Below are 25,547 nucleotides of genomic sequence, written 5' to 3' on the forward strand. Positions count from 1 at the left end.
GAAAAATGGCGAAACCAGTGGCGGGGCAAATGGCCCTGGGCATGATCGAAACGCGCGGACTGGTCGGCGCGATCGAAGCGGCAGATGCGATGGTCAAGGCGGCCAGCGTTTCGATTGTTGGCCAAACCAAGGCTGGCGGAGGCCTAGTCACCACCCTTGTGCGTGGTGAAGTCGGCGCAGTCAAAGCCGCCGCGGATGCCGGTGCGACAGCGGCAAACAAAGTGGGTGAAGTCGTATCCGTCCACGTGATCGCGCGCCCACATGATGAACTTGAGGCCATAATCGACAGCCTTGGTGCTGGCTCTGCGGCTTAATCCGTCTGTCTTGAGGAGACGCTATGTCAGCCGGTTTCGAGGAATTCACACGTGCAGCGACACGTGGCTCAACCCGGGGTGCACCTGAACATCCCAAGCTCGACCGGATATCGGTGTTGGGCGGCGGGGCTGATGCACGCCTGTTGGCCGCTCTTTGCCTTGCCGAAGGGGCTGAGGTCACCTTGTTTTCGGCCTATGGGGCCGAACTGTCGCTGTTGGCCCAGTCCTCGGGCATTTCGCTTCGCGGTGAAGGTCCGGTCGGGACCTATCAAGTCGATCGGGATGGGCCGTCGGTGCGCACAACCGCTGAGCTGGATGCAGCGGTGCGCGATGCACAGGTGATATTCCTGACCGGACCGCTTCACAAACAGCGCACTTATGCGATGGTGCTGGCCGATCACCTCAGCGACGGGCAAATCTTGGTCCTTGCGCCGGGACGATCTTTGGGGGCTGTGGAAACAGCCTGGCTATTGCGGATCGGAGGCTGCGCGGCGGACGTCACGCTGGTTGAGGTTCAGGGTCTGCCATACTGGTTCCGTTCCGAGGGCGCAGCTTTGACGCTTTCGCAGGCGGCACCGATGGCTGCGGCAACCTTGCCGCGCGGTCGGGAAGAGGTTCTGGACGCCGTTTCCGCCTATTTGTCCAACGTTCAGGCGGTCGACTCGGTTTTGTCGTGCGGCTTCAACGATCTGTCGGCCGCAGTCGAGATACCTGCGCTGATCCTCGGCGGTGCCGCAATGGGGACAGGTGGTCCTGACATTCCAATGGGTGGTGTTCCGCTTGAGGATAACCAGACGTTTGCGTCTCTGATTGGTCCGGACCAGACAGAGGTCATTCAGGGGCTTGCAGACGAACGGCGACGCATTGCTGCGGCGTTTGGAGTTCGTAATCTGCCGGAGACAGGGCAGTGGATAGCCATCTTTGCCGGCGCCGAACGTGGCTCGGGCACGCGTCCGATCCCGGATCAGCAAACGTCGCGCGGTATGATGCGGGATGGTGTGTTGGGCTCGCTTGTACCTTTGGTCTCAGCGGGTGAGCTTGCGGGTATCCCGAGCCCGCTGACGAACAGCCTGATCGCGATGTCCGACCGAATTTTGGGGGCGGATGTGGCTGCCGCCGGACGGCGCCTCGAAGCCATAGGGGTTTCAGCGGGCGACGTTGATCAAGCGCGCCGTATCTTTGACACCATCGTCACCGGAGCTTCTTGATGGATGCAGATCTGAAATCAATCGCCGCCGCACGGCGTGCCGCAGATAGCGCTTTCGAGGCTTATCGCGCCTTTTTGGGCACTGACCCGGCGCAGGTAGACGCAATAGTCGACGCCATGGCGCGCGCCATCGAGCCCGAGGCCGAACGGCTGGGGCAAATGGCCGTCGAGGAAACCGGATATGGGAATGTGCCGGACAAGCGCGTCAAGAACCTGTTCAACGCGCTTTCAGTCGCGGATTATCTAAGAGATGTGACAACGCTGGGATTGCTTTGGCGCGATGATGCGACAAAGATCGCAGCCTTCGGTGAACCGATGGGCGTTGTGGCAGCTCTGATCCCGGTGACGAACCCCACTTCAACGATCATCTACAAAGTGCTTTCTGCGGTGAAGGCAGGCAATGCGATCGTGTGTGCGCCGCATCCGCGTGGTGTGAGTTGTGGCTTCGAAACGGTGCGAATTATGGCGCGCGTGGCTGAACAAATGGGTGCGCCCAAGGGTCTAATCCAATGTCTGGATTCCGTGACAATTCAGGGCACAGCCGAGTTGATGAAACATCGCCGCACCTCGGTTGTGATGGCAACCGGTGGTCCGGCCATGGTCAAAGCGGCGTATTCCAGCGGCAAACCCACGCTCGCGGTCGGTGCGGGCAACGTGCCGTGTTACGTACACAAGTCGAAAGCTCGCGATCTGGCGGAAGTCGCCGAGATGATCGTGACGTCGAAGAGCTTTGACTACGGAACCGCCTGCGTCAGTGAGCAGGCCGTCGTCGCTGATCCCGAGATCGCACGTGATTTGCGCCACGAGCTTAAATTGAAAGGTGCCTATTTCTGCACACCGGCCGAAGCGGATCGTCTTGCCGGGGTGATCTTCAAAGGCGTGCAGGCCATGGACCCTGAGAAGGTGGGGCAAAGCCCGCAGGCGCTAGCGGATGCTGCCGGTTTTTCCATCCCACCACGCACCCGGTGCCTTGTTTCGGAAGAGACTGAAGTAGGTTGGCAGCGCCCGCTGTCTGCAGAAAAGCTGAACCCCGTTCTGGCGTTCTACGCGGCGAAATCCACAGACCATGGGATCGAGCTGGCGCAATCCATCGCCAAGTTCGAAGGGTGGGGTCATTCCTCGGTCATCCATTCGGACGACCCTGAGATCGTGGCCCGTTTTGCCACCGTGCCGACGGGTCGGGTACTGGTGAATACACCGGGCATCATGGGCGGTATGGGATATTCGACTGATCTGGAACCATCCTTCATGCTGGGCACCGGCACGTGGTCAGGTTCGATCACTTCGGACAATGTGACAGCCCTGCATCTCATCAACATCAAACGGGTTGCCTACGAAAGCAGGCCCTGGCGCGACATTTACGAGGAGTATGGCGCATGAGCGAGATTACCATCCGGGCGCTGATGCAGATCGACAACCTGCAACCAAAATTCGCCGCCTATAACGGTGCGACGGTGCAAGGGTCGGTGCCCTTGTCCGGGGATACGGTTTTGATCGGAGAGTTTGCGCCGGGTAACGGAGTATTCTCGCTGATCGACCGAGCGCTCAAGGCATCTTCGGTTGAGGCGACAACACAAATGGTCGAGCGCGAGTTCGGGTTCTTTATCCTGCGGTCTCCGTCGAATGCGGAGGTGTCCGCTGCGCGCGATGCGATGCTGGTAGAGCTCGGCGCAACAATGTCTGACCGGTTGAAACCGGCGATCAGTTCCACGCAGATTATCACCAGCGTCGAACCCTATCAGGCGCAACTGCTGAACAAATGGCGCAAAGGGGCTCTGATCGTTCCAGGGCAGACGCTGGGCATCGTCGAATGTGCCCCGGCTGCTTATATCTCGATTGCCGCGAATGAAGCGGAGAAGGCGGCAGAGATCGATATTGTCGAAGTGCGCGCCGTGGGGCGGTTTGGCCGCCTGTTCATCTCGGGGTCTGAAAACTCGGTCAAGACCGCCGTCGAGGCCGCAACCCGCGCGATAGAGGCGGTGGACGGGCAAGCCAACTGATGGCAGCGCCGCGCGTCATAGGTTCAGAGGCGGTCGAAGATGCCCGCCGTCGCGGTCGGATCGTGTTTGAAGTCCTGCCCGACGATATCGTGACGGCCTTGGCACGCGAAACTGCCGAGCGTGTTGGCATAAAGCTTGTCGACGGACCGCTGGAAAAGCCACAACCAACGCGTACAGACGCTGCTATTTCAATGCAGCGTGTGTTGTATCGCCGCTCGCCCAAATGGGTTGCTCCGGTGCGTGCGAAACGCAAGGCCCGTAGGCTCGGCAAACTTGCCTTGATCGGGGCAGGGGGCGTCGGGGGCAATGTGGCGCATCTGGCGGCGATGCAGGATATCGCGGATGAGATCGCGCTGATCGATATTGCGCCCGGAATGGCCGCTGCTACGGCGTTGGATCTGAACCACACGTCAGGCATCACCGGAGCGCGCGCCCGGTGCGTCGGCGGCGAGTCGTTAGATCTTGTGGCCGGGGCCGAAGTGATTGTGGTGACCGCAGGCCGTGCCCGGCGTCCGGGTATGAGCCGCGCGGATCTGATCGACGTGAATGCGCGCGTGATCCGCCAGGCCGCTGAGGCCATACGCTCCGCTGCGCCTGATGCCATCGTCATCGTGGTGACCAATCCGCTTGACGAAATGACCGTAGAAATGCTGCGCGCAACCGGGTTCCCTCGTGAAAGAGTGCTGGGCATGGCCGGTACTCTGGACAGCAGCCGGTTTCGCAACGCCCTTGCTATGGCTGCGGGAGTAGCGCCCGCTGATGTCGAAGCCTTCACGCTCGGAAGCCACGGGGACGAGATGGCGCCAATCCCAAGCCGGGCAAAAATTAAGGGCAGGGCATTGGATGTGTTTTTATCGCCTGATCAGATTGAGGCTTGCGTTCAGGACGCCGTGACCGGCGGTGGGCAGGTAGTTGCCCTGAAGAAATCCGGTTCCGCAACCATAGCACCGGCGCACGCGTCGATCGAGTTGATCGACCATATCCGGGGCGCACGCACCGGCCCGGTTCCGGTCTCGGTCAGGTTGCAGGGGGAATATGGCATCGATGGGGTTGTGCTTGGTGTTCCTGCCCATCTGGGGTCTTCCGGGTTGGTCGAAGTCGAGGAGTTGCGGCTGACCGATCAAGAACAAGCAGCCTTGAAGAAAGCGGCGGATGCCATCCGATCGAGGTTAGGCCTGTGACCCTCCGCATCTGGAAGTCAGGCGGGCGGTTCGAAGAAGTTGCGTCTTATTCCCGCGCAAAGCGCATCGGTCCCTTCGTTTGGGTCGCAGGGACCACAGCGATCGAACCCAGCGGGCGTATTCATGCGCCAGGAGATGTGGGCGCCCAGACAAAATACATTCTGTCCCGTATAGAAGAGGCGCTTAAGGCCGTCGGTGCCGAGATGCGCCATGTAGGCCGGGTCCGCGCCTATCTGACCGATCTGTCGCGCGCGGGTGAATTCGCGAGCGTTCACGGAGAGGTATTCAAAGATATCGATCCTGTTCTGACAGCCGTTCAAGCCGGGCTGACGCAACCCGGTTTGACGGTGGAAATCGATGTGGATGCGGTAATTCACGACGAAAACGGCGAAATCAGCGGAATCTGAACATGAGTCACCAAGAAAGGAATTGATCGAACTATCGTCTTGTGTACTGTATACAGAATACAAGAAGGGCACAATAAGACACAGGGAGCTAATGTGATGATCAAGACAGCGCTACTCAGCGGAACATGTATCGCGCTTGTGGCCTCGGCGGCCGCAGCTGAAATCAAGGTGGGCTTTATTGGATCTCTTTCCTCAGACACCGGTCTGTCGACGCTGCGTGGTGCAGAGATCGCGATTGAAGAGCTTAATGCGAATGGCGGCGTTATGGGGGAACAGATCACGCTGGTGTCTGCCGATACCGGTCAGGACCCGACTGAAGGTGTGCGGGCCTATGAATATCTGGCGGAAACCGAAGAAGTGGATTTCATCATCTCAGGCTCTATCGATGATGTTTCGCTGGGCTGGCTGCCGCGAATGCAGGAATACCGAATTCCGACGCTGGACACGTGGACGTCATATATCGGCATCATCGACATGGTGGTCGAAGATCCCGAAAGCATGGCACCATATTTCATGAACATCGCCTCAGACGAGGCGCTTGCCACGCTTTATATCAATTTCGGCGCGGATGTTCTGAAGGAAAAGATGGGTTGGGACTCCGTTGTCATTCTGGCTGAGGATACAGCGTTTGGCGAAGCGATCACCGGATTGGTGACCGAGGCGCTTGCGCCGGTTGCGGGGATCGAGGTCAAGGACATCATCACCTATGACGTCGCCACCGTAGATTTCGCGCCGATTTTCAGCCGGGCGCAGGATACAGGGGCGGATTTCATCTATCAGGTCTCATCCGTGAATTCTCAGGTGGTTTCGTCGCAATATGTGAAACTGCAGGTCCCCATGGCGATGACAGGTGTGAACGTAGCCGCATTGGGTATGGAATATTGGGAAGACACTGGCGGAGCCGGGGGCGGCATCTCGACCCTGTCACCGATCCCGTCTGTAGGGTTCAAACTTGACCCGGCAAGCCAGACCTTTGTCGACACCTATCAGGCCAAGTATGACAGCCGCCCACTGCTGCCGCATTTCAATGGGTTCAACGCCTATCACGGGCTGAAGCAGGCCATGGCTGCCGCGGAAGAGGCGGGTGGCTTCGACAATGTCGAAGGCTGGGCCGATGCGATGAAGAAGCAGGATCTGGTTCTTGAGATGGATGGTCAGCTTTGGCTGCGCTATGCCTTCTGGGGCGATGATGAGGTCGAGCCAGTGACAGGCCGCACCTATCCCCACAACATTCGCTTTGATCTTTCCGAGCCGTTTGATGATGCGGCCCCGTCTATGGTCGTTGTTCAGTGGTATGAAGACGGCACTGCCGCAGTTGTGTACCCCGAGAAATACGCGACGGGCGAATTCACGCTTCCCAGTTGGGTCAAGCCGTAACCCGGTCGCGTCGTTAGCTCGAAACGGGTGCGCGGCGACGCGCACTCGCAGCCAAGGATCCACACATGTTGCAGATACTGATTCAGGGGCTTTTGCTCAGCGGTCTCTACGCGCTCATCGCTATGGGGTTCACGCTGATCTTCAGCATCGGTCGCGTTCTGAATCTCGCCTATGGTGCCTATCTGATGGTCGGCGGCTACATTTACTTCTGGATATCGCAATCGCTTGGAATGCCTAAGCTTATGGGGGTTGCCGTGGCCGCTGCGCTGGGTGTGCTGATGGGAGTTCTGAAGTACCGTTTGATTGTCAAAACGCTCAAAGGGGATCACGTGGCCGTCGAGATTTCGACGCTGATCCTTGCGGTCGTCATTCAGGCCGGGATCGTTTTGGTCTTTGGCGACAGCAGCAAAATCCTTTTGCCGATTGTTCCCGGGGTGATCAATGTGGCCGGGGCCTCGGTCACGTATAACATCCTGATTGCAACCCTTATTAGCTGGGCAATTCTGCTAGGGCTCTATGCCTTTGTGCGGCTCACACATACCGGACGGGCGATGCAGGCGGTGTCGATGGATGCTAAAGGCGCTGCAATTTCCGGGATCGATCCGGATCGCATCAATCTGATCACCTGGGGTATCTCTGGCGCATTGGGCGCAATCGGAGGCGTCTTCTTTGCCAGCTACACTCAGCTATCGCCATCCATGTGGGTGGCTCCGCTAATCATTTCGGTGGCTGTGGTTATCGTTGGCGGGATCGGATCGATCCTGGGCACTTTGGTGGTGGCGCATATTGTGGGCTTCCTCGAAGTCATCGTTGTGGCGACGCTTGCACCTGAGTTGCGCGGTGTTTTCACGATGCTGTTGATCATCGGGGTGCTGGTCACGCGACCGCAGGGCCTGTTCGGCCGAGAGGAGCTGTGACGATGGGGCTACGCTGGTTTCACTTTGCACTCTGGGGTGGCTTGATCGTCGGAATGTTCCTGCTTCCGCAATTCGTCTCGAACGGGACGATGCGCACGATGATCTTTGCCAACTACCTGGCGATCTTCGCTATCAGCTGGGACGTGTTGTCTGGCCGAACAGGCTATGTGAGCTTTGGTCATCCGTTCCTGATCGGTATCGGGGCCTACACCACGGCAATCCTGACCAAGCGCTTTGACGTCGCTGTCGAAATCTCGATCCCGATCGCCGTACTTGTTACCATGATCGCAGGCCTATTGGTGCTGCTTCCAGCGCTGCGTATACGTGGAAGTTATTTTGCGCTCGTCACGCTGGCGTTCATGGAGTTGCTCTACCAACTGGTTCAGGTCATTCGCCCGGATCTGACTGGCGGAACGCGCGGCATGTCGGGTATTCAAACTCTGACGCGCGGCGCGGCGAACGGGTATTACCTGTCCACGACGCTGATGTTGGCAATCGCCGTCAGCATGTGGCTTTTGATGAAGACGCGACTAGGTACGGCCTTGTCTGCCATCGGAATGAACGAGGAAAGTGTGCGCGGTTCGGGCCTCAGCACCACGCGCCTCAAAGCTTTTGCCTTTCTGACAAGTGCGATGATCGCGGGCTTGGGTGGTGCCTTCTACGTTCACTATCTGGGATCGCTCGCGCCGCGTGCGTTGTTTGATATTAACTTCCTGTTCACAATCATCGTTGCGGCACTTCTGGGGGGAACCTCGACCATCATTGGCCCCATGATCGGCGCGTTCTTCATGACATTCCTGTTGGAGTATCTGCGACCGGTCCTTCCTGGCGCCGAACGGTATTTCGTCTACGGAGCCATAGCGCTGCTCCTCTATATGTATCAGCCGAAAGGCATTGTTGAGCTGGTTCGGCGTGGTTTCAAAGGCCTGGGCAAGGGGCGGACGACATGAGCGTGGCGTTACAGGTTTCAGGTCTGGTAAAACGTTTCGGCGGATTAGTCGCGACGAATGATCTTTCGTTTTCTCTCAAAGAGGGCGAGTCGCTTGGATTGATCGGTCCCAACGGGGCAGGCAAGACGACCGTGTTCAGCCAGATCATGGGTGAGTTGCGGCAAAACGGCGGAACGATCGAACTGTTCGGACAGGAAATCTCGACGCTGTCGACCCCGCAACGCATTCGGGCCGGGGTCAGCCGAACCTATCAGATCCCACGCCCGTTTGGTGATATGAGCGTTGCCGAAAATATCCGGGTTGGCCTAATGCCCGACAATATCTGGCAGATGATCGTCTCACCCCCAGATAAAGAACGTGAGCGAGAGCTTGCGCTCAGCGTCGGGTTTACAGAAGCGGACTTGAAACGCGCGCCGACAGAACTGGCCATGGGTGATCTGCGTAAACTTGAGATGGCGCGCACAATGGCAACCGCGCCCAAGGTGATGCTGCTGGATGAAGTGTTTGCGGGTCTCACCACAGGAGAGATCGCCCAAATCTCTGATCTCATTCAGTCGATGCGCAAAGATGGGATGACTTTTCTGATCGTCAGCCATGATTTGCCTGCGCTTGAGCCATTGGTCGACCGTGCGATCGCCATTGAACGGGGCACCATGATTGCCGAGGGCTCGTTCAGCGAAGTCATGAACGACAAGGCTGTTCAGGCCTCGTATCTGGGGGGCGCGTAGTGTCGTATCTGGAAATCGAAAACCTGTCGGCATTCTATGGCAAGGCGCAAGCGCTGACCGACATCTCGATCACCGTCCAACCCGGTGAGATTGTCGCTGTGGTGGGTCCAAATGGGGCTGGAAAATCGACCTTGCTGGACAGCATCATGGGGCTAGTCAAAATCGAGGGCGATATCCGGCTCAGGGGGCACAGCCTTGCCGGTCGGACGCCTTCCGAAATTGTACGACATGGCGTGGGTTATGCGCCCGAACGCTTCAACCTGTTTCCCTATATGTCGGTGCGTGACAACCTAATGGTCGGTGCCTTCACGGCCCGCGAAGACATCCAGAGCAATCTGGCAATGGTACACAGCCTGTTCCCGCGTCTCGAAGAGAGGGAAGGGCAGGAGACCTCGACCCAGTCGGGCGGGGAACGTCAGATGGTCTCGTTCGGACGCGCGTTGATGACCAGCCCCGAGCTGTTGCTCGTCGACGAACCGACGATTGGTCTGGCCCCAAAAATCTGTCACGAAATCGCCGAGGTGGTGCGCAAGCTCAACAAGGAATACGGGCTGACGGTTGTGATCACCGAGCAAAACGCCAACTTCGCGCTTTCGCTGGCGAGCCGGATTTACGTGCTCGAGTCAGGACGCATGCAGACATCAGGCACCGCAGACGAGTTGCGGAATGATAAGCGATTGCTCGAGGCTTACTTTGGCGGTCACTAAAAGCCGCTCAAAAGCGGTAGGTCGCGCCAATCAGTGGACCGGATTGGTCGAACTTGAAATCGTTTCCGTCGATGTCGTGGTCGAATGAGATATAGCGGTATCCACCGCGGATCAGCCAACGATCATTAATCGCATAGTCGGCTGTCAGCAGAACCTGCCATGTCTCGCTGCCACTGCGGAAGCCGCCATAGTCTACAAACCCAGTTCCTGACCATTTGTCCGAGAACTTGACGCGTGCGCGGGCCCCGATCACGGGATCGGTCCAGCTTGAATCAACCGTTGTTCGACGGCCGGGGGCCGCGCCTGGTTGCAATTCAAAGTCGGTTTCCGTGCTGAACCACCTGAATCCACCGACAATATCCACATTCGCGGTTTGATCCTCGTAGACCCTATAGCCGACATAGCCGCTGAGAAATTGCGTGGTAAAGGATGTGTCCAAGCCTGAGCTGGCAGGGCCGGGAGTGTCACTGCTGAAAGACAGATTGGTATAGTTATAGTCGGCCAACAGGGACCACCGGCCATTTGTGGCGGCAAACGCGGCCATGAAGGCAAAATCGAGATTGTCCAACGCATCGGAAAAACTCAGGGTGCCATCCAGTGTACCCATCGGTGTGCTGAGTGAGGTCTCAGTTTCCGGCATGAAAAGATAGATTGAGGCCTCATATGACCAGTCCGACTGTTGGGCCAAGGCCATTGGTGCCATCGAACCTGCCATTGCGAGGCCAAGCGCCAATCCTGTCCACTTTACTGTCACATCCATTTTCCGTCTCCCGCCAAGAACCTTGAATTGATTTCTATTGTCGCCTCATGCCAACCTAGCCAGGCGCATTGTTCGTTCTTTCATGCTGCAACGTCTTCGGATTTGCCTGCGCCGTCACCGACACGATTGATATCGGTGCTGGGAAAAAACTCGGACCAGACATGCCAGAACACGCCTGCGCGCAGGGTTTCGACCCGTTGTAGTTGGCCCTGATCAGACATTCCCCAAAAGTCACATTGGGTCACGGGTTGACCGCTGTCATTGTACCAAACGCCCAAGCTTTCAAATTTTGGATCGAGGCTGACGACGATATCCCGCCCGCCGACACGCGCGTTGACGATCCAATCGTTGTCGACAACGAAATCGTCGGTCCAGCAGGTGGCATCCTGTCCGATTGTGATCCCCCAGACATAGGTTTTATTCGGCAGCCGATTGTCCGAACGGTCCATGTTGTCCATCACCGGAGCCTCTTCCTGATGCTGGCGGCCAATGCCCCAGCCGAACGTGATCTCGGTCATCATGTCCAGCAACCGCAGCAAGGGGTTTGGGGAGGGTTTGTTCAAAAACACCTCTCCATCCGGGAAAGCCTTTTGAAATCCACGGAAAGTCATCCGATAGGTTGGCCAGGGTGTCATCTGCGCTTCGGGCCGCAGAGGGCACGCGAGGCCGTTTGCATTTGTGTCACGATCCGCTTCGCGAAAGCCGTATATGTGCTGGATGGGTTCACCAGTATCGTTGTCCCGCAGGATCAGGTTGTTGCCGTGCTGGGCGAGAACCTCAAGGTTCAGCCGTTTGCCTTCGATGCTTGGCGCATAGCCCTGACCGAGATTGGCCATGGCGCAATAGGTCATCACGACGTCTTCTCCGCCCAGCCCTTTGTCGTCGCCCGCCAAATGTGGGCGCATGATTTGTGCATCAGGATGGGCTCGGGCATGGCCGTCATTCTCAATCACCATCACGGGGGCAGTCGGCCCGACATATTTGCGGGCCTCGTCGATGGGAAAATACTGCGCGTCATTTAGCTGATTTCTCAGACCTAGATGAACCCAGACATAGGGAAAGCCATAGAGAAGTAGAACAAGTAAAGCGGCAATGAGCCAAAGCCAGAACGGCCCGGCTCCCAGGGCGAAATGCGCGAGCGTTGCGAGAGCAAATGCGCCCAACCCGATGGCAATCAAGCGGTATTCATTGCGGATGAAACGCACCATATTCTCGCGCTTTACCTTCAACAGCATCTGGGACACGTCGCCCAAATCACGGAAGTAGACGAACCCGATCCCAAGTGATCCGATTAAACCCAGTGCGAATAGGAGTAATCCAAGCATGTGATGATCCTAGAAACTTGAGTGAATGACGACGGCGACACCGTGCTATTGCTGCGGGGATTGGCTTTTGATCAGGAAAGCCTCGACCGCTTGTTGGGTTTCGGGGCGCAGGTTCTCGATCCCTTTATAGGGCACGCCATACGCGGGTGGCGTGTCGGGGAATTTCTCTTTGCGGGCCATGTGTCGGCCAAGGATGCGTGCGAATTCCTGCCCGCCCCAGGCGCCAACCTCGGTCGAGACTGAATATTCCTCGCGCGTGTCCCGGTAGAGATCAAAGAACTTTGCCAGAATAGCGCTTTCCCCGGCTCCCGGCAGTTTGAGCTTAAGCTGGTCCTTCACGATCGCCTCGGGTTTGTTCACCGAATAGATGATCACGTGATCTCTGCGCGCTTTGGCTTCGTCCGCAAACAATAGCGCTGCGGATTGATCGACGCCATCCACAAGACGATCTCGCGGGATGTATTGCTCGGCCCCCGCAAAACGTGAAAGCGTTGTATAAAGGTCCGAAACGTGAATGATGCTGTTCAGCAAACCATCTGCCTGAATCATCCCCGGCCAGCGAATAAAGGCGTCTACCCGAACGCCGCCCTCAGTCGTATCCCCTTTGCCACCAGCATATATCATCGGAGTATAGCCCGATTGCGGGGCGTATTTGGTAAAGTGGCCGTTGTCCCCCATAACGATGACGATGGTATTCTCGCTGACCCCCAACTCTGCCATGCTGGCGAACAAATCACCCAGCCATTGATCCAAAAGTTGCATCTTGTCGACATAGAGACCGCCATTCGCGCTTTCGGGACCAGAACGTCCGGCGCGGGTATTATCCAGAGGGATCATCGGCCAATACTGCAGGAAAAAGGGGGTATCGTCGCTGGCAAGACGTTCAAGCTCTGACAAGGTTTTGTCCTGAAAGGCCTGGTTCATCTCATCGTATTTGGCCGCATTCCAGCGCTCACCTGACTCCATCCGAATTTCGCGAATTGGACCGCCCGTTTCGCCTTCGATGACGGTCATCATCGCTGAGGCGTCCGGCCTGAACCAACCGTCCAGCGTGTATTTGTCATCATAATCTCTGATCGCGACCGAGACCTGCTCTTTGATTGCATCATCATTGAAAATCGTCAGCTGACCCTGCTGGTGAATGGCGTGTTGCGCATAGTCAAAGCCTTGGTTCATCGCCCAACTTTCCGCGATATCTCCCATGTGCCACTTGCCAACATGGCTGGTTGCGTAACCAACCTGTTTCAGCACTTCGGCCAACGTCACTTCTGCCCCCGGCAGTCCAAAGCCGGCAATATCAACGGTGGTATCACCCATTCCCATGCGTACAGGCAGCCGCCCTGTCATTTGGGCGACGCGAGTAGGGGTGCAAGAGGGTTCGGTATACATCCGAACCATGCGCATCGCGTCGTCGGAGAAATCGTTGATATTCGGCGTCGAGTAACCCCGAACGGCGTTCAACTCGGGTATCCCCATGTCGCCGAATCCCAGATCATCGATCAGAACGCTGATGATGTTCGGTGGCTTACCGTTGTTGCCTTCGCGAAATGCAGCCAGGGCTTCATCCACAGCCATATCATCCTGGGCCCATTGCTCTGCGCGCTGTGCTTGCAAGATATAGAATTCGGCATCGTGTTGGATTGGGTTTTCTTGCGCGAACGTGCTGCGCGCGGCAAGGCTGGCGAATAAAACCAATACCCCTGAAATCTTCATTCGATATCCCCCGATCATGTACTGGGCGGAACGCAAACACTCCTGCCGCTGATTTCACATTAAAACATTATCATATTTAAACAGGAATTTCTGTAGCCTTCACTGCTGCCAGCTCGTGAACACATCGCGAGCCAGTTCAGATTCCGGACGCAGGTTGTCGATGCCCTCGTAGGGGATGCCGCGCCCGATTTCGGAATGTGGATGTTTCGCGATCATCTTCTGATGGCGTTTGATCATGTCCTGAAACGACGCTCCGGCCCAAAGTGAGTAACCGACCAAAGGGTGCAGTTCGCGTGGATCACGATAGATGTTGAAGGTCGGGGCCGCCGCTCCGGGTTGGCCGGGCGCGGGCAGGTGCATTTTGAATTCCTGCTTGACCACCGAGCGCAAAACCGGGCCTTCATAGACATATACATAATCGCGGCGACCGTTGCCTTCACCGTTCAGCAGCAGGGCGGTCTGATCGACACCATCGATGATGCGGTCGCGCGGGATATGATCAGTCGCGCCTGCGATCCGAGCCATTGTGGTATAGATATCAGACACATGAAAGATATCTCCGGCGGCGCTGTCAGCCTCGATTACTCCGGGCCAGCGAATGAATGCATCCGTGCGTACGCCACCTTCCAGATGTTGGGTCTTACCGCCACGATAGATCAGTTGATTGAGCCCCGAAGTTCCTTCGTAGTGGTACATCAGTCCATTGTCGGCCATCAAAACCACAACCGTGTTGTCGGCTTCTCCGGTTTCTTCGAGCTTGACCAGCAGGTCACCGATCCAGCCATCCAGTAGTTGCAGTTTGTCAGCATGAAACCCGCCGTTGCGAGAGATTGCGTTCTCGGCATAAACGAAATTCAGCGGGTAGAGCGGCCAATATTGCAGGAAAAACGGTTCTTCCTCGGCTGCGGCACGCTCCAATTGCTCAAGAGCCTGACGCTGATACCTCTCGTTCATGGCTTCATACTTGGCTTGGGTCCAGACCTCGCCCGGTGACATATCCACCTCTCGAGCGGTGCCGCCTGCTTCTGCCTCGACACCGGTCACCAGCCCGTAGGGTTTGAAACGCTCATCCAGCAGAAACTGATTGTTCTGCCCCTCGGGCACGTATCCAAGCATGTTATTCGCGCGCATCGCCTCGGGGGTCATGAGGCTCAGTTGAACTTGTTGATGCAGGGGGAAGGCGGCCCAATCGAAACCTTGGTTGTGGGGGTAGGCCTGTTCGATATCACCTTGGTGCCACTTGCCGACATGCACGGTGTTGTAGCCAACCTCTTTTAGGATCTCGGGCAGGGTCACCTCGCTGGCTGGAAGGCCTTCGCCTACCAGAGCCACTTTGACTTCTGTCACACCGGCACGCACCGGATGTCGCCCCGTCAGCATTGCCGTGCGGGTCGGCGTGCACGAGGGTTCCGTGTACATTCGCATCAGCGACAAACCTTCGGTGGCGAACTGGTTGATGCTGGGCGTTTCGATGCCCATGACGTAGTTCATCTTGCGATCACCCATCTGACCAAAGCTGATGTCGTCGATCAGGATGTACAGGATATTGGGTGGTTTGCCCCCGTTTGCGTCGCGGATTTCGGCCAGTTTCGCGTCAATCTCAATGTCCTGGGCATCCCAGACCGCGCCGAACTGGGCACGCAGAAATTCGAACTCACCATCGTGAATAATCGGGTTCTGTTGGGCATATGCCGAACCTGCAGTCAGGATTAGCGCGGGCAAAATGTGTTTCAGGGTCATTTCAAGCCTTTCGTTTTATCCATATGCCCAAGCGTACCCGGAACGTCTGACAGCTTTGCTTCGATAGAGCTTCGCAAATCAGTAACGGTTTCCGCCAGATCCGCGAGGTACCGAGGGCGAACGCCCGTGTCGGAAAGAGGAGACTGTGCCAGCTCGGTCATCATCTCCTGATAATCGAGGCAAATCCGGTCGAACTCACTGTCTTGGGCGCGCATGTTTCGCATCAGAACGGAGGTTCCCGGGAATTGTGCGTCAAAGAAGTCTTCTTCGTCCATCCGCGTTGCCTTCGTGGAAATTGCTCGTAAAGCATGCGTTCCCTAGAATATGACTTGAACGTATAAAGCCGCATGCTACCGTAGCACCATGGGGTCAAGCCATTGTCATGAAAGGATAGTTCTTGATTTCCCGGGGGGATAACAAACAACGTGACACAGCGCCTTCTTTCTCGGATGAGGAGGTGCGAAGTGCCCTTGGGCGGGTTTTGGCCTCGGGTGGTTTCAAAGGATCTGCCCGAATGCGGGCCTTTCTTAACTATGTCGTGACCGAAGCGCTTGCCGGCCGCACGGATGAGATCCGCGCCAAGACCATTGCCATGGATGTTTATGGTTACAGCGCCGACGACTTGACCAAACGGGAAGGGGTTGTGCGCGTTGATGCGGGTCGTGTCAGGCGAAAGCTAAAAGCTTACTACGGAGGTGATGGCGAAGCTGATCCCGTGGTGATTTCACTGCCTGTCGGTAGCTATGCACCCGAATTTACGCTGGGGAGTTCGCAAGCCCAGAACCCACAGGGCATTCGGCGAAGCGCGTTGGTCATCGCGTTCTTTCTGGCTTTGATTGGCTTAGGCATCTGGGTATCAGGCTATTACTCAAAGAATGAGCCTCGCAGCGCTGTGGGCCGAGGGCAAAGCGCGATTTATGACGTATCTCCCGCGCGGGTAGAAGCGATAAACCTTTGTAGTGCTGGCCGCGATGTGATGTTCCCCGTCGTTGACCTATCGCGCCTGCAACCGGCTTTGCTGATTTTTGAGACGGCGATTGAACGAGATCCACTCTTTTTCTGCGGCTATGCCGGAGCGGCACAGGTCGAGACCATGCTGGCCATTTTGTTGTTCTTTGAACAGGATGCAGAAAAGTATTTGAGGTCTGCCGATGAAAAAAGCGCCTATGCGATGGATATTGCACCCGATGCGGCCTGGGCGCTTTCGGCGCGGGCCTGGCTGGAATTTGCACTAGGCAATTACGATCGGGCCTCGGCGCTGTCTCGCAGGGCTGTTGATCTGGCTCCCACCGATCCGCATGTCGCTGAGTTTGATGCGCTTATTTCACTCTATACCCTGAATTTCGAACGAATCCTCGCACAGTCTAACTGGTATGAAGAGCTCGCAGAACGCAGCGGCGGGCTTGTCTTTGGCAATGTGCTGGGGTCCGCGTATTTTCATACCGGAGACTATGCAGCGGCGATCCGCACCTACGAGGATACGATCGAGCGCGGAGGACCGTTTGGGCCGATTTCAGCGGCCTATCTGATGGCCGCACATTGGAACAACGGAGAACAGGTCGAGGCGCGCCGCCTCGCCAATGTGTACCAGAAAACATGGCCCGGCTTTCCGCTCGAGGCCTTGAAACGCCGGGTATTCAAAGAGCCACAACCAGTCGACGCCCTTATTGCAGGGGTGAGGGCGGCGGGGGTGCCGTTGGTCAACAGCGGGACAACCCCCGAAAGTGACTGACTGGTGGGGTCGTTATTCGTCCTGCTCGACCAGACCCAGACCGCGCAGATAAATCCCAATTCCGCTTTCCAGAAGGTCTTCGGGCGGGAAGGGGGAACTTGCGCCGGTATTGCGGGCGAAAAGTTCGACTACCCCGTGGCTCATGGCCCAGATATGGGCGCTGAACATCGATGCGGGAGGGCGTTTTTCCGGCGGGATATGCTGCGACAGATCGCTGGCGGCCTTTTCAAGCACGTTTTTGGCCCGGTTCGCGGCCAGCGCCAGTTCCGGTGTACGATTGATTGAAATCCCGCTTTCGAACATCGCGATATAATAGCCGGGGTGCTTACGGGCGAAGGCAAGATAGGCGCGGCCCGTGGCCTCAAACGCCGCAAGCGCCGAGGGTTGCCCTTTGTCATAGGCAAATTTCATCAGGTCGGCGAACATCTCAAATCCCTGCCGTGCAGCCTCGGCGATCAGGTCCTCGCGCCCCTCGAAATGGCGATAGACCGCAGCCGGAGTGACCCCAGCGGTCTTTGCAGCCTCAGACAAGGTAAAACCGGTCGGTCCCTTCTGTTCGATCAGGGACAGGGCGGCCTCCATCAGGGCTTGCTTTAGGTTTCCGTGGTGATATCCGCGTTTCGTCATCCCGGCCTCAGCGCGTTTTGTTTTATATATGCAGCGACCAGGGGCTAATCCAGCGCGGGCATTGCGTTATAGTTCACTCAGGCATCCCAGATTTCTGGACCACCACTGATCTTTTTGTCCGGCGTGCCCACCACATCCAGGTTTTTGCCTTCGTAGTCCAGCTGGCTTAGCACGGTGCGAATGGCTGCCAGCCGGGCGCGTTTCTTGTCATCTGATCGAATGATCGTCCAAGGGCAGTTTTCTGAGTGGCTGCGTGTCAGGGTCTCGGTGATCGACTGACTGTATTCGTCCCATTTGTGCAGGCCTGCGATGTCGATCGGGCTGAGTTTCCACTGCTTCAACGGGTCGGTTTCGCGGGCAAGGAAGCGGTTCAGCTGCTCGGCACGTCCGACATTCAGCCAGAACTTAAAAACGTGAATGCCATCATTGCTGAACCCGGTTTCCAAAGGGAGAACCTGCCTGAAAAACCGTTCCCGCTCTTCTGTCGTGCAAAAGCCAAAGACATTTTCGACAACGCCCCGATTATACCAACTGCGATCGAAAAATACGATCTCGCCAGCCGAAGGGAGGTGAGAGATATAGCGTTGGAAATACCATTGGCTGCGTTCCGCGTCCGAGGGTTTGCTGAGCGCCACGTTCCGCGCCCCGCGTGGGTTCAAATTCTCGCGGAACCGCTTGATGGTTCCACCCTTGCCGGCGGCGTCACGGCCTTCGAACAGGATGGCGATGCGCTGGTCGTTTTCTTTGACCCATCGCTGCATCTTGACCAGCTCAATCTGCAGATCCTCCATCTGCTGATCATATTCCTTGCCTTTCAGCTTTTTGGCGTAGGGGTAGGTCGGGTTTAGAATTTCGCCCTTCTTGGCCTCTTCAATGGTTGAGCGTATGGGTTTTGGGGCGTGGTTATGAAAATAGTTCTCGATTGTGTCCGGGTCTGATTGGGTCATGCACGGCCTCGCCATAAAATCCATAACTTACTATGAATTACGGATGGGCTTAACGCAAACCCGCACGCTCGGCTGCGCGGTCGATTGCAGCGGCAACCTCTGGGGCTGCCACGACCTGCGGCATGTGTCCGATACCGTCCAACTCGATCAGCTCAGCGCCGGGGATTTGTTCGATCAGGCGCTCGGAATGCCAGTCCAGCCCGACAGTGGTATCCGCGGTACCGTGGACAATTTCGGTTGGCACGGAAATCTCGCCATAGCGGGGTTGAAGTTCAGTGACTTCATCCAGCAGATTTGCACGCTGTTTGGCATTTGCGTGCATCGAAGACTGGCGCATGGTCAAGCCCGGCCCGAAATGCTTGGCATATCCTTCGGGGGCTTTTTGCGGTGCAAACACCTGGTCCAATGCCTTCGTGACGAACCAGTCGGGAACAAATGCGCTGACCAATGGCAAGGCAAGTGCGTTGCCCGCTGTTGTCGCACCGATAGTGTTGAAAGCGTCCAGAGGTGTTTCCCACGGGATCGCCGCCGGAGCGATCAGGACCAACGCTGCGATATTGTCGGGCCGGGTGACAGCCCAGGCAAGTGAAACCGAACCGCCATAGCTTTGCCCGGCGACGATCGGTTTTTCCGCGCCTAGTTTCGATGCGGCCTGTTGCAAAATTTCCGCTTGCTCGACAATAGTTTCGCCGTCGGAGTTAAAGCTATCTGAATATCCAAGACCCGGGCGGTCGAAGACGATGACGCGATAGGTCTCGGCCAGAATTGGGGCCAGCGCAAAAGTCATGTCGCGCGTGTTTCCGCTTGACCCGTGGATAAGCACGACATCCGGCCCTTCGCCCATCACGACGGCATGGACTGCAACGCCATCGACATCGACGATCTGGCCTTCTGGCGGAAACGAAGCCTCGGCGCTGCTTTCACGCTGCGCGCTGCGCCATGCGGTCACAAGGGCGAGACCCACAAGCGCAACGCTGAGTGATATCAAAAGCTTACTGGCCAATCTTACTCATATCAAACGGGGTTGTCTGGTAAATTTCATTGATCCAGTTACCATAAAGCAGATGCGCGTGGCTGCGCCAGCGGTTCTGAGGGTTCTGGCTTGGGTCATCGTCCGGATAGTAGTTGATCGGCACGTTAATCGGCGTGTTATTTGCGATGTCCCGGTCATATTCCTGTTTAAGCGTATCGCTGTCATACTCAAAGTGGTTGAAGATATAGAGCGCCCGGTGCACAGGATCTTCGATCAGGCAGGGGCCGACATCGTCACTGCCAAGCAGGGTGATCAGATCAGGAACCGCATCGATCTCGTATTGCCGCATCTCAGTCCAACGGCTGACTGGGATCACGCAATCATCAGAAAAACCACGCAAAAATGGAGACGCGGGCGCAAGGTTCCGGTGCCGGAAGCAGCCAAAGGCCTTCGCATCCAGCATGTGTTTTTCAACGTCGTGGAAATGGTTGATCATTGCCATGCCGCCCCAGCAGACGCCGAATGTGGAATGCACGTTGGTTTGGGTCCACTCGAACACTTCGCGGATTTCATCCCAATAAGTGACGTCGGCGAAATCCAGATGCTCGATTGGGGCGCCGGTGATAATCAGACCATCGAACTTCTGGTCCTTCACCTCCTGAAAGGGGTGATAAAATTCGGCCATATGCTCGGCTGCGGTATTCTTGGTCTGATGTTCGGTCATACGGATCAGCGATAGCTCGATCTGTAGCGGGGTCGCTCCGATCAGGCGTGCGAACTGGTTTTCGGTCTGAATCTTCTTGGGCATCAGATTCAACAGGCCGATCCGAAGGGGGCGAATATCCTGCCGTGCGGCCTGATCATCAGCCATGACCATGACGCCCTCATTTGTCAGGACTTCAAAGGCGGGCAGGTCGGAGGGGATTTTGATCGGCATTTGGTCACGCTGTTGAAACTGCGAAGGAAGTCTGGAACTTAGGCGGGGTTGGGGCGGGTCTCAAGGGTGCGTTCGATCAACTCATCGAAATCGCCACTATCCCGCACTTTGGCGATGTCATCGGCTGCTATTGTAACGCCCCAATTTCGGGCCATCGCTTCATAGCGTGGCTGCCGGTGCGCCAGCGCTTGCGCATAGGTCCAGCGGATGAATGCATCCGGATCAACCTTGGTGCCGGAACACTTGTTGAGGGCGAGGTATTCGTCCCAAACCCTCTGCAGGAACTCTGCCTTATAGGACATAGGCTTTGGTGCCTTGTCGAAGCGTTTGATCAGTTCTTCAGTGTGGGCTTCATCGCCCTTGATCCAGATCATCAGGGTCTGGCGCGACAATTCGGTCAGAATGTGGTCATTTGGATTGTCAGGCTCTACCCATTCGCAGATTGACCCGCCGGTATCGCAGATAAAGTGTGGATAGCTATAAAGACGATTGGCCCGGTCTATGAAATACTTGGTATCCAACAGGGCATGGATTTCGGCCTGACGAAACTGGTCTTGCCGCAGCTGATATTCCGAGATTTCAAGGCCTCCCAGATCGGGATTGCCCGGCTTGCCCAGATAAGTCGACACCGGGGTCAGGTTCTGAAACGTGATGTTCGACCCGATATATATTGAATCCGACAGCAAAAGCTCGCGGAGAAAGGGTACTTTCATCGCCTCAGCCTTGGCATTGTCCGCGATATGTTCGCCCATATAGCGGGTGCCGATGCGGTAATCGATTGAATAGTGGAACCAGTCCCCGGCATCTCGCAGCGTGTTTGAGACATAGGATTTTCCCAACCCGGACATACCGAAGAACAACACCTTCTTTCGCGCAGCCTGACGCCAGTCCGTTGCCGAGTTGTAGATCATAATCCGCCGTCCCTTGTTTTGCCCTAGCTAAAACGGGCCGCTGGCGGCGTCAATCGCGTCGGCGAGATCGGCTGAGGATGAGCAAGCCGATCGCCAGTACCGTAAAACCAATAAAAGCACGTGGTGGCAAAGCTTCATCGCGCACCAAAGCACCCATTAGGATTGCGATTGGCGGAATGATGAGCGTTACGAGCAGAACATTGCCGCTGCCTGCTTGTTGCAGCACCCGATAGTACAGCAAATAGGCTCCGGCTGTTGCCAGCAGGGCGTAATAGGCGATTGCCAGCCAGGTTTGCAGGGGCAGGGTGAAGGTTGGAACTCCATCGACCAACAACATAACAGGCGTCATCAGGATCGCAGATCCGGTCAACATACCTGCCGCGGCGATCTGAGGGGGAAGGGCGCTCATGTGGATGCGAGCCCAGATGGCTGCAAACGCATAAGAAAGCGTGCCAGCCAGGATCGCAACCTGACCCAGGTTGCTTGGGTTTAGGTTGCTAAACTGTCTGAGGCCAATTGTGATTGAAACGCCCAGAAACCCAAGCCCTACGCCAAGGAGGCGGGTTTTGGTCAGCCTCTCGTCGCGAAAAAACAAGGCCGCTAAAAGGACGCCGAAGATCGCGGTGGCAGCGTTCAGAATCGATGTCAGCCCAGTTTCGACATAGAGCTGCCCCCAGGCCATAAGCGAGAATGGCAGGACATTGTTCAACAGCCCCATGATCAGAAAAATACCCCAGACCTTGGGATCGCTCGGGACCGGTTGGCGTTGAAAGATGATGACGATCCACAACGCCAGCGCTGCCCAAAAAACCCTGTGGAAAACTGATGTTATGACGGGAATCGTATCAAGTGCGATTCGGATCGCAAGGAATGACATTCCCCAAATGACACCAAGCAGTATCAATTCGGACCAAGTGCGAGCTGTGAGTGTTTTCTGAGAAGTCATGGCTTGTTCTGGCATCTCTCAATCAGCATATCGACCCGAAACATGCGAAAAAGCCCCACCGAGATGGCGGGGCTTAATATGCACATTTGCATCTGCTTTAGTTCAGCGCGTAAGTCACCTGAATACCAACGCTCCATGCGCTGTTGCCAGTGAACGTGGCACGGTTATCGGGGCCAGTACCGTTGGCAGTGGCATCCCCAATATCCGTATAGCGTACACCACCGGAAATCTTGGCCTTTTCAAGAGAGTAAGTGCCGCCCAGACCGATACTCCAGAACCCATCGGTCGGGCCTAGGTTCGAGACCGAGTTCCCCTGAGAGCTCTCGTAACCCAGCGTTACCGCGCCAGAGAATTCTTCGCTGAACTGATAGCCGAGACCCAGTGAGTAGGTCCATGTCGCCTCTTCGTAGTCGACCAGGTTAATACCTGTCAGACCAGTATAGACCGGCGGTGCGTACACGGTTTGCGGCCAGTCAACCCAACGGATCGAACCAAACAACAGGGTTTTTGGCGCGACACCTGTCTGGAAATCGAGATTGACCGATTGAGGCGTCACAACCTCGGTCGATGAATCAGCGCTGACGCGACCCACGACGGGTATGCCGGGTGGAACAATTCCCGTGATGGCATCGTTCGCTTCGGTCTGCGATAGATCATGTGTGATTTTCGAGTTATAGGTCAGAGCGACCCGTGCGGCGATATCTGGCCGTTCCCAAGCAACACCGACAACGTAACCGAAATCGATCTCGGCATCGGTTTCAACGCGGTATCCGCCGGACGCAAATGGTGTTGTGCTTGCACCAGCGATCGGAACTGAAACACTTGCTTTCAGACGCTGGGCGCGGAGACCACCGATAACACTGAAGCCACCATCCAATTTGTAGCGAAGCAAAGCCGTGATCGCATCGGTATCTGCTTTTGCGCGAAGCACGTCAGTTGTTGCTCCGGGAAGACCTGCCAGAGCCAAGACATTCTGCGACAAGGGATAATCCGAAGAATAGTCGATATCCGCGCCAAACGGCTCGTCATAAACCAGCGCGAAGTCGAGCTTTTCGGTCAAAGAAGTCTTGTATGCCAGATGCGGTGTGAAAAAGCTGTTCGAGACATTGCCCGAGTCAATCGTTTCCCCAAACGTCGGGCTCGTCGGGATTTGATCCTCCATCGATCCGCTTACGTCCGGCTTTGTATACCCAAGCCGAAACTGCACGACAGATCCCTCTTCGAACAGGATGTTAACACCTTGCCCACTTCGGTCTAGGCCGCCGGCCTGCGCCGCGGTTGCCCCAATGCACAACGCGCATGTGTGCAACAACACTCGTTTCATATATTCCTCCCTACACTGTCCAAATTGCCTGTTATACGCATCCTCATTGGGCGTATTCGGCCTCGTTACCGCTTTTTACTGTCTTAAACTTTAAAATTGGGTCAACCGGTGACGGAGCGTTATTCAGCAAAATAGCTCTATGCGGGTGTTGCTGAATTGCTACGGTTCTCGGACCAAACGTTCAGGAAAATCCCGGCAAAGATCACCACGGCCCCCAGCAGCGTCCAGTGATCCAGCGGCTCGTGATAAAGGACCATCCCGAGGATCGCGATGGTCGGAAGGCGTGCAAAATCAAACGGCACGACCACGGTCGCAGGCGCGATGGCCAGGGCATTGGTAATACAGTAGTGGGCCAATAGGCCTGCCAAGCCGACAAGCAAAAGAAGCGGCGCAGTCGTTAAGGTTGGAAGTGTGATTTGCCCATCCAGACCTGATGCAACCAGACCCAAACCGGCCTGCATCAAAGTAAGCCAGAACATAATGCATCCGATGCTGGCTGCGCGCGTTAAGGACTTGGTCGATATTGCTGTTAACGCGAAAAAAATCGCAGATGCGGCCGCAGCAATAACGCCGGGACTAAGTGTGGCGGCCCCTGGACGGGCCACAATGAGAATCCCGGCAAATCCGATCAGGGCTGCGGTCAGACGCAAAGCGGTCAACCTCTCGTGCAGCAGCAGTGGGGACAGCAGGATCACCCAGATGGGCTGAGTGAATTCGAGTGCAAAGACCTGGGCCAACGGGATCACCGTTACTGCATAGAACCACAGGTTCTGCCCGGTGAAATGCAACACGTTTCGAACACCATGCAAACCAAGACGTTCGGTGGTTACCTGATGCCATTTGCGTGAAGCCGAGAGGACGATTGCCACCACGCAGATACCAACTAGGCTGCGATAGAACATGATCTCAAAGGTGTCGTGCGTCACGCTCAGCTCGCGGCCGGCAATGGCCATCGATGTGAATGAGGCGATCGCCCCTGTCATCCACAGCGCCGCCTTACCGATCTGCATTTTATTGCTGTTCATGAGATCTCTTACATGTGCCGTGGTGCAACGGGCTGAATAGATTGCGTTTTACCCGATGAAGCAAGGCTAAATGTAAGTCTGGCCGTCTATGATCGCTTTGGGTGAGCGGCTTAGATGATGCCAGTATTCTGACGCGAACCCGCAAATAAAGGGGGTTCTTAACCGGTCAGCGCGCTGGCACTGATACTCAGATGGTTGGCAGAGCTTTGCTGACCGAATCGCCGTTCAACACGTATCGAGCACCGGTATGAGGGCAGGTAACCTCACCACGACCAGTGAGAGGTAAATCCAACTGCTCGCCATACTCGCTCATCCAGCCAATCTGTTTGGCAGCGACGCCCACCATCAGTGCGTATGGCTTCACGTCAGCATTAACAACGGCACCTGCGCCGATAAAAGCGTATTCCCCGATTGTAGCACCGCAAACGATCGTGCAATTGGCGCCCAGCGTGGCCCCTTTCTTTACCAGAGTATTGCGGTATTCGGCCTTTCGCTCGATCAATGAACGCGGGTTGTACACATTCGTGAACACCATGCTCGGCCCACAGAATACGCCATCTTCCAGCGTGATGTTGTCATAGATAGAAACGTTGTTCTGAATTTTGCAATCGTCGCCAATTATGACCTTGTTCCCAACGAAGACATTCTGCCCGAGTGAAACATTTCGGCCCAGTTTGGCACCGCCGCAGATGTGCACCCAATGCCAGATTCGGCAGCCATCTCCGATCTGCGCGCCTTCATCGACGATTGCCGTTTCATGTACTGAGTAGTTGCTCATCGAATTGTCCTTCTCCCGTCA

Annotated in this window: 26 protein-coding genes; 12 read left to right on the top strand and 14 right to left on the bottom strand. The window is 56.3% G+C overall.

Annotation, left to right across the window (positions count from 1 at the left end):
- The first annotated feature begins 5 nt into the window (after nucleotides 1-5).
- The 11 genes from ACR0JG_RS09890 to ACR0JG_RS09940 all read left to right on the top strand — a co-directional run bounded on the left by ACR0JG_RS09890 (nucleotide 6) and on the right by ACR0JG_RS09940 (nucleotide 9,788).
- Nucleotides 6-314: a BMC domain-containing protein gene (locus tag ACR0JG_RS09890; RefSeq protein WP_170393275.1), complete on the top strand. Its 309-nt coding sequence runs from the start codon at nucleotides 6-8 to the stop codon at nucleotides 312-314.
- 23 nt (nucleotides 315-337) lie between these two features.
- Entirely contained in the window at nucleotides 338-1,522 is a 1,185-nt protein-coding gene (locus tag ACR0JG_RS09895; protein WP_480569436.1) for a hypothetical protein, read from the top strand.
- On the top strand, nucleotides 1,522-2,901 hold the full coding sequence (locus ACR0JG_RS09900) for an aldehyde dehydrogenase family protein (RefSeq protein WP_480569439.1): 1,380 nt from the start codon (nucleotides 1,522-1,524) through the stop codon (nucleotides 2,899-2,901). Before ACR0JG_RS09895 ends, ACR0JG_RS09900 begins: the two co-directional genes overlap by 1 nt.
- A complete protein-coding gene (locus tag ACR0JG_RS09905; RefSeq protein WP_480569443.1) occupies nucleotides 2,898-3,521 on the top strand; it encodes a BMC domain-containing protein in 624 nt (207 codons plus the stop codon). The genes ACR0JG_RS09900 and ACR0JG_RS09905 overlap by 4 nt, the downstream gene beginning before the upstream one ends.
- A complete protein-coding gene (locus ACR0JG_RS09910) occupies nucleotides 3,521-4,702 on the top strand; it encodes a malate dehydrogenase (RefSeq protein WP_480569446.1) in 1,182 nt (393 codons plus the stop codon). The genes ACR0JG_RS09905 and ACR0JG_RS09910 overlap by 1 nt, the downstream gene beginning before the upstream one ends.
- A complete protein-coding gene (locus ACR0JG_RS09915; protein ID WP_480561597.1) occupies nucleotides 4,699-5,109 on the top strand; it encodes a Rid family hydrolase in 411 nt (136 codons plus the stop codon). Before ACR0JG_RS09910 ends, ACR0JG_RS09915 begins: the two co-directional genes overlap by 4 nt.
- A 96-nt stretch (nucleotides 5,110-5,205) precedes the next feature.
- The gene (locus ACR0JG_RS09920) at nucleotides 5,206-6,486 is read left to right on the top strand and encodes an ABC transporter substrate-binding protein (RefSeq protein ID WP_170393270.1); all 1,281 of its coding nucleotides are present in this window, start codon (nucleotides 5,206-5,208) and stop codon (nucleotides 6,484-6,486) included.
- 65 nt (nucleotides 6,487-6,551) lie between these two features.
- Complete coding sequence (locus tag ACR0JG_RS09925) at nucleotides 6,552-7,403, top strand: branched-chain amino acid ABC transporter permease (RefSeq protein ID WP_170510277.1); 852 nt, start codon at nucleotides 6,552-6,554, stop codon at nucleotides 7,401-7,403.
- A 2-nt stretch (nucleotides 7,404-7,405) separates the two neighbouring features.
- Entirely contained in the window at nucleotides 7,406-8,353 is a 948-nt protein-coding gene (locus ACR0JG_RS09930) for a branched-chain amino acid ABC transporter permease (RefSeq protein WP_170393268.1), read from the top strand.
- Nucleotides 8,350-9,081: an ABC transporter ATP-binding protein gene (locus ACR0JG_RS09935; RefSeq protein ID WP_170393267.1), complete on the top strand. Its 732-nt coding sequence runs from the start codon at nucleotides 8,350-8,352 to the stop codon at nucleotides 9,079-9,081. The genes ACR0JG_RS09930 and ACR0JG_RS09935 overlap by 4 nt, the downstream gene beginning before the upstream one ends.
- The gene (locus ACR0JG_RS09940) at nucleotides 9,081-9,788 is read left to right on the top strand and encodes an ABC transporter ATP-binding protein (protein WP_170393266.1); all 708 of its coding nucleotides are present in this window, start codon (nucleotides 9,081-9,083) and stop codon (nucleotides 9,786-9,788) included. The genes ACR0JG_RS09935 and ACR0JG_RS09940 overlap by 1 nt, the downstream gene beginning before the upstream one ends.
- 7 nt (nucleotides 9,789-9,795) lie before the next feature.
- On the opposite strand, the gene ACR0JG_RS09945 is transcribed toward ACR0JG_RS09940, so the two are convergent.
- The 5 genes from ACR0JG_RS09945 to ACR0JG_RS09965 all read right to left on the bottom strand — a co-directional run bounded on the left by ACR0JG_RS09945 (nucleotide 9,796) and on the right by ACR0JG_RS09965 (nucleotide 15,601).
- Nucleotides 9,796-10,548 carry an outer membrane protein gene (locus ACR0JG_RS09945; protein WP_255612112.1) on the bottom strand — a complete coding sequence of 251 codons (753 nt, stop codon included), beginning with the start codon at nucleotides 10,546-10,548 and terminating at the stop codon, nucleotides 9,796-9,798.
- A gap of 80 nt (nucleotides 10,549-10,628) precedes the next feature.
- Nucleotides 10,629-11,873 carry a DUF3179 domain-containing (seleno)protein gene (locus tag ACR0JG_RS09950; RefSeq protein ID WP_170817690.1) on the bottom strand — a complete coding sequence of 415 codons (1,245 nt, stop codon included), beginning with the start codon at nucleotides 11,871-11,873 and terminating at the stop codon, nucleotides 10,629-10,631.
- A gap of 45 nt (nucleotides 11,874-11,918) precedes the next feature.
- Entirely contained in the window at nucleotides 11,919-13,586 is a 1,668-nt protein-coding gene (locus ACR0JG_RS09955) for a sulfatase-like hydrolase/transferase (RefSeq protein WP_480569449.1), read from the bottom strand.
- Between the two features lie 99 nt (nucleotides 13,587-13,685).
- Nucleotides 13,686-15,326, bottom strand: a complete 1,641-nt coding sequence (locus tag ACR0JG_RS09960) for a sulfatase-like hydrolase/transferase (RefSeq protein WP_170595801.1) — start codon at nucleotides 15,324-15,326, stop codon at nucleotides 13,686-13,688.
- Nucleotides 15,323-15,601 (bottom strand): hypothetical protein, encoded by a 279-nt coding sequence (locus ACR0JG_RS09965; protein ID WP_480569452.1) that lies wholly within the window; start codon nucleotides 15,599-15,601, stop codon nucleotides 15,323-15,325. Before ACR0JG_RS09965 ends, ACR0JG_RS09960 begins: the two co-directional genes overlap by 4 nt.
- Before the next feature lie 239 nt (nucleotides 15,602-15,840).
- Here ACR0JG_RS09965 and ACR0JG_RS09970 point away from each other — a divergent pair, with 239 nt between their 5' ends.
- A complete protein-coding gene (locus tag ACR0JG_RS09970; RefSeq protein WP_480569454.1) occupies nucleotides 15,841-17,058 on the top strand; it encodes a tetratricopeptide repeat protein in 1,218 nt (405 codons plus the stop codon).
- 12 nt (nucleotides 17,059-17,070) lie between these two features.
- On the opposite strand, the gene ACR0JG_RS09975 is transcribed toward ACR0JG_RS09970, so the two are convergent.
- From ACR0JG_RS09975 to ACR0JG_RS10015, 9 genes are all read right to left on the bottom strand, one after another.
- Complete coding sequence (locus tag ACR0JG_RS09975) at nucleotides 17,071-17,685, bottom strand: TetR/AcrR family transcriptional regulator (RefSeq protein WP_480569458.1); 615 nt, start codon at nucleotides 17,683-17,685, stop codon at nucleotides 17,071-17,073.
- 77 nt (nucleotides 17,686-17,762) lie between these two features.
- Complete coding sequence (gene ppk2, locus ACR0JG_RS09980; RefSeq protein ID WP_480569461.1) at nucleotides 17,763-18,632, bottom strand: polyphosphate kinase 2; 870 nt, start codon at nucleotides 18,630-18,632, stop codon at nucleotides 17,763-17,765.
- A gap of 49 nt (nucleotides 18,633-18,681) precedes the next feature.
- Nucleotides 18,682-19,635 (bottom strand): alpha/beta fold hydrolase, encoded by a 954-nt coding sequence (locus ACR0JG_RS09985; RefSeq protein ID WP_480569464.1) that lies wholly within the window; start codon nucleotides 19,633-19,635, stop codon nucleotides 18,682-18,684.
- Nucleotides 19,625-20,542 (bottom strand): homoserine O-acetyltransferase MetA, encoded by a 918-nt coding sequence (metA, locus tag ACR0JG_RS09990; RefSeq protein ID WP_170393257.1) that lies wholly within the window; start codon nucleotides 20,540-20,542, stop codon nucleotides 19,625-19,627. The genes ACR0JG_RS09985 and metA overlap by 11 nt, the downstream gene beginning before the upstream one ends.
- A 38-nt stretch (nucleotides 20,543-20,580) precedes the next feature.
- Entirely contained in the window at nucleotides 20,581-21,453 is an 873-nt protein-coding gene (locus tag ACR0JG_RS09995) for an ATPase (protein ID WP_170562988.1), read from the bottom strand.
- 49 nt (nucleotides 21,454-21,502) lie between these two features.
- Nucleotides 21,503-22,414: a DMT family transporter gene (locus ACR0JG_RS10000; protein ID WP_480569467.1), complete on the bottom strand. Its 912-nt coding sequence runs from the start codon at nucleotides 22,412-22,414 to the stop codon at nucleotides 21,503-21,505.
- A gap of 82 nt (nucleotides 22,415-22,496) precedes the next feature.
- Entirely contained in the window at nucleotides 22,497-23,723 is a 1,227-nt protein-coding gene (locus ACR0JG_RS10005; protein ID WP_170393255.1) for an OmpP1/FadL family transporter, read from the bottom strand.
- 137 nt (nucleotides 23,724-23,860) lie between these two features.
- A complete protein-coding gene (locus tag ACR0JG_RS10010) occupies nucleotides 23,861-24,748 on the bottom strand; it encodes a DMT family transporter (RefSeq protein WP_480569470.1) in 888 nt (295 codons plus the stop codon).
- Nucleotides 24,749-24,935: 187 nt separating this feature from the next.
- Complete coding sequence (locus ACR0JG_RS10015; protein ID WP_170610382.1) at nucleotides 24,936-25,526, bottom strand: acyltransferase; 591 nt, start codon at nucleotides 25,524-25,526, stop codon at nucleotides 24,936-24,938.
- Nucleotides 25,527-25,547: the final 21 nt, after the last annotated feature.

The sequence above is a fragment of the Ruegeria sp. AD5 genome (assembly GCF_056542345.1).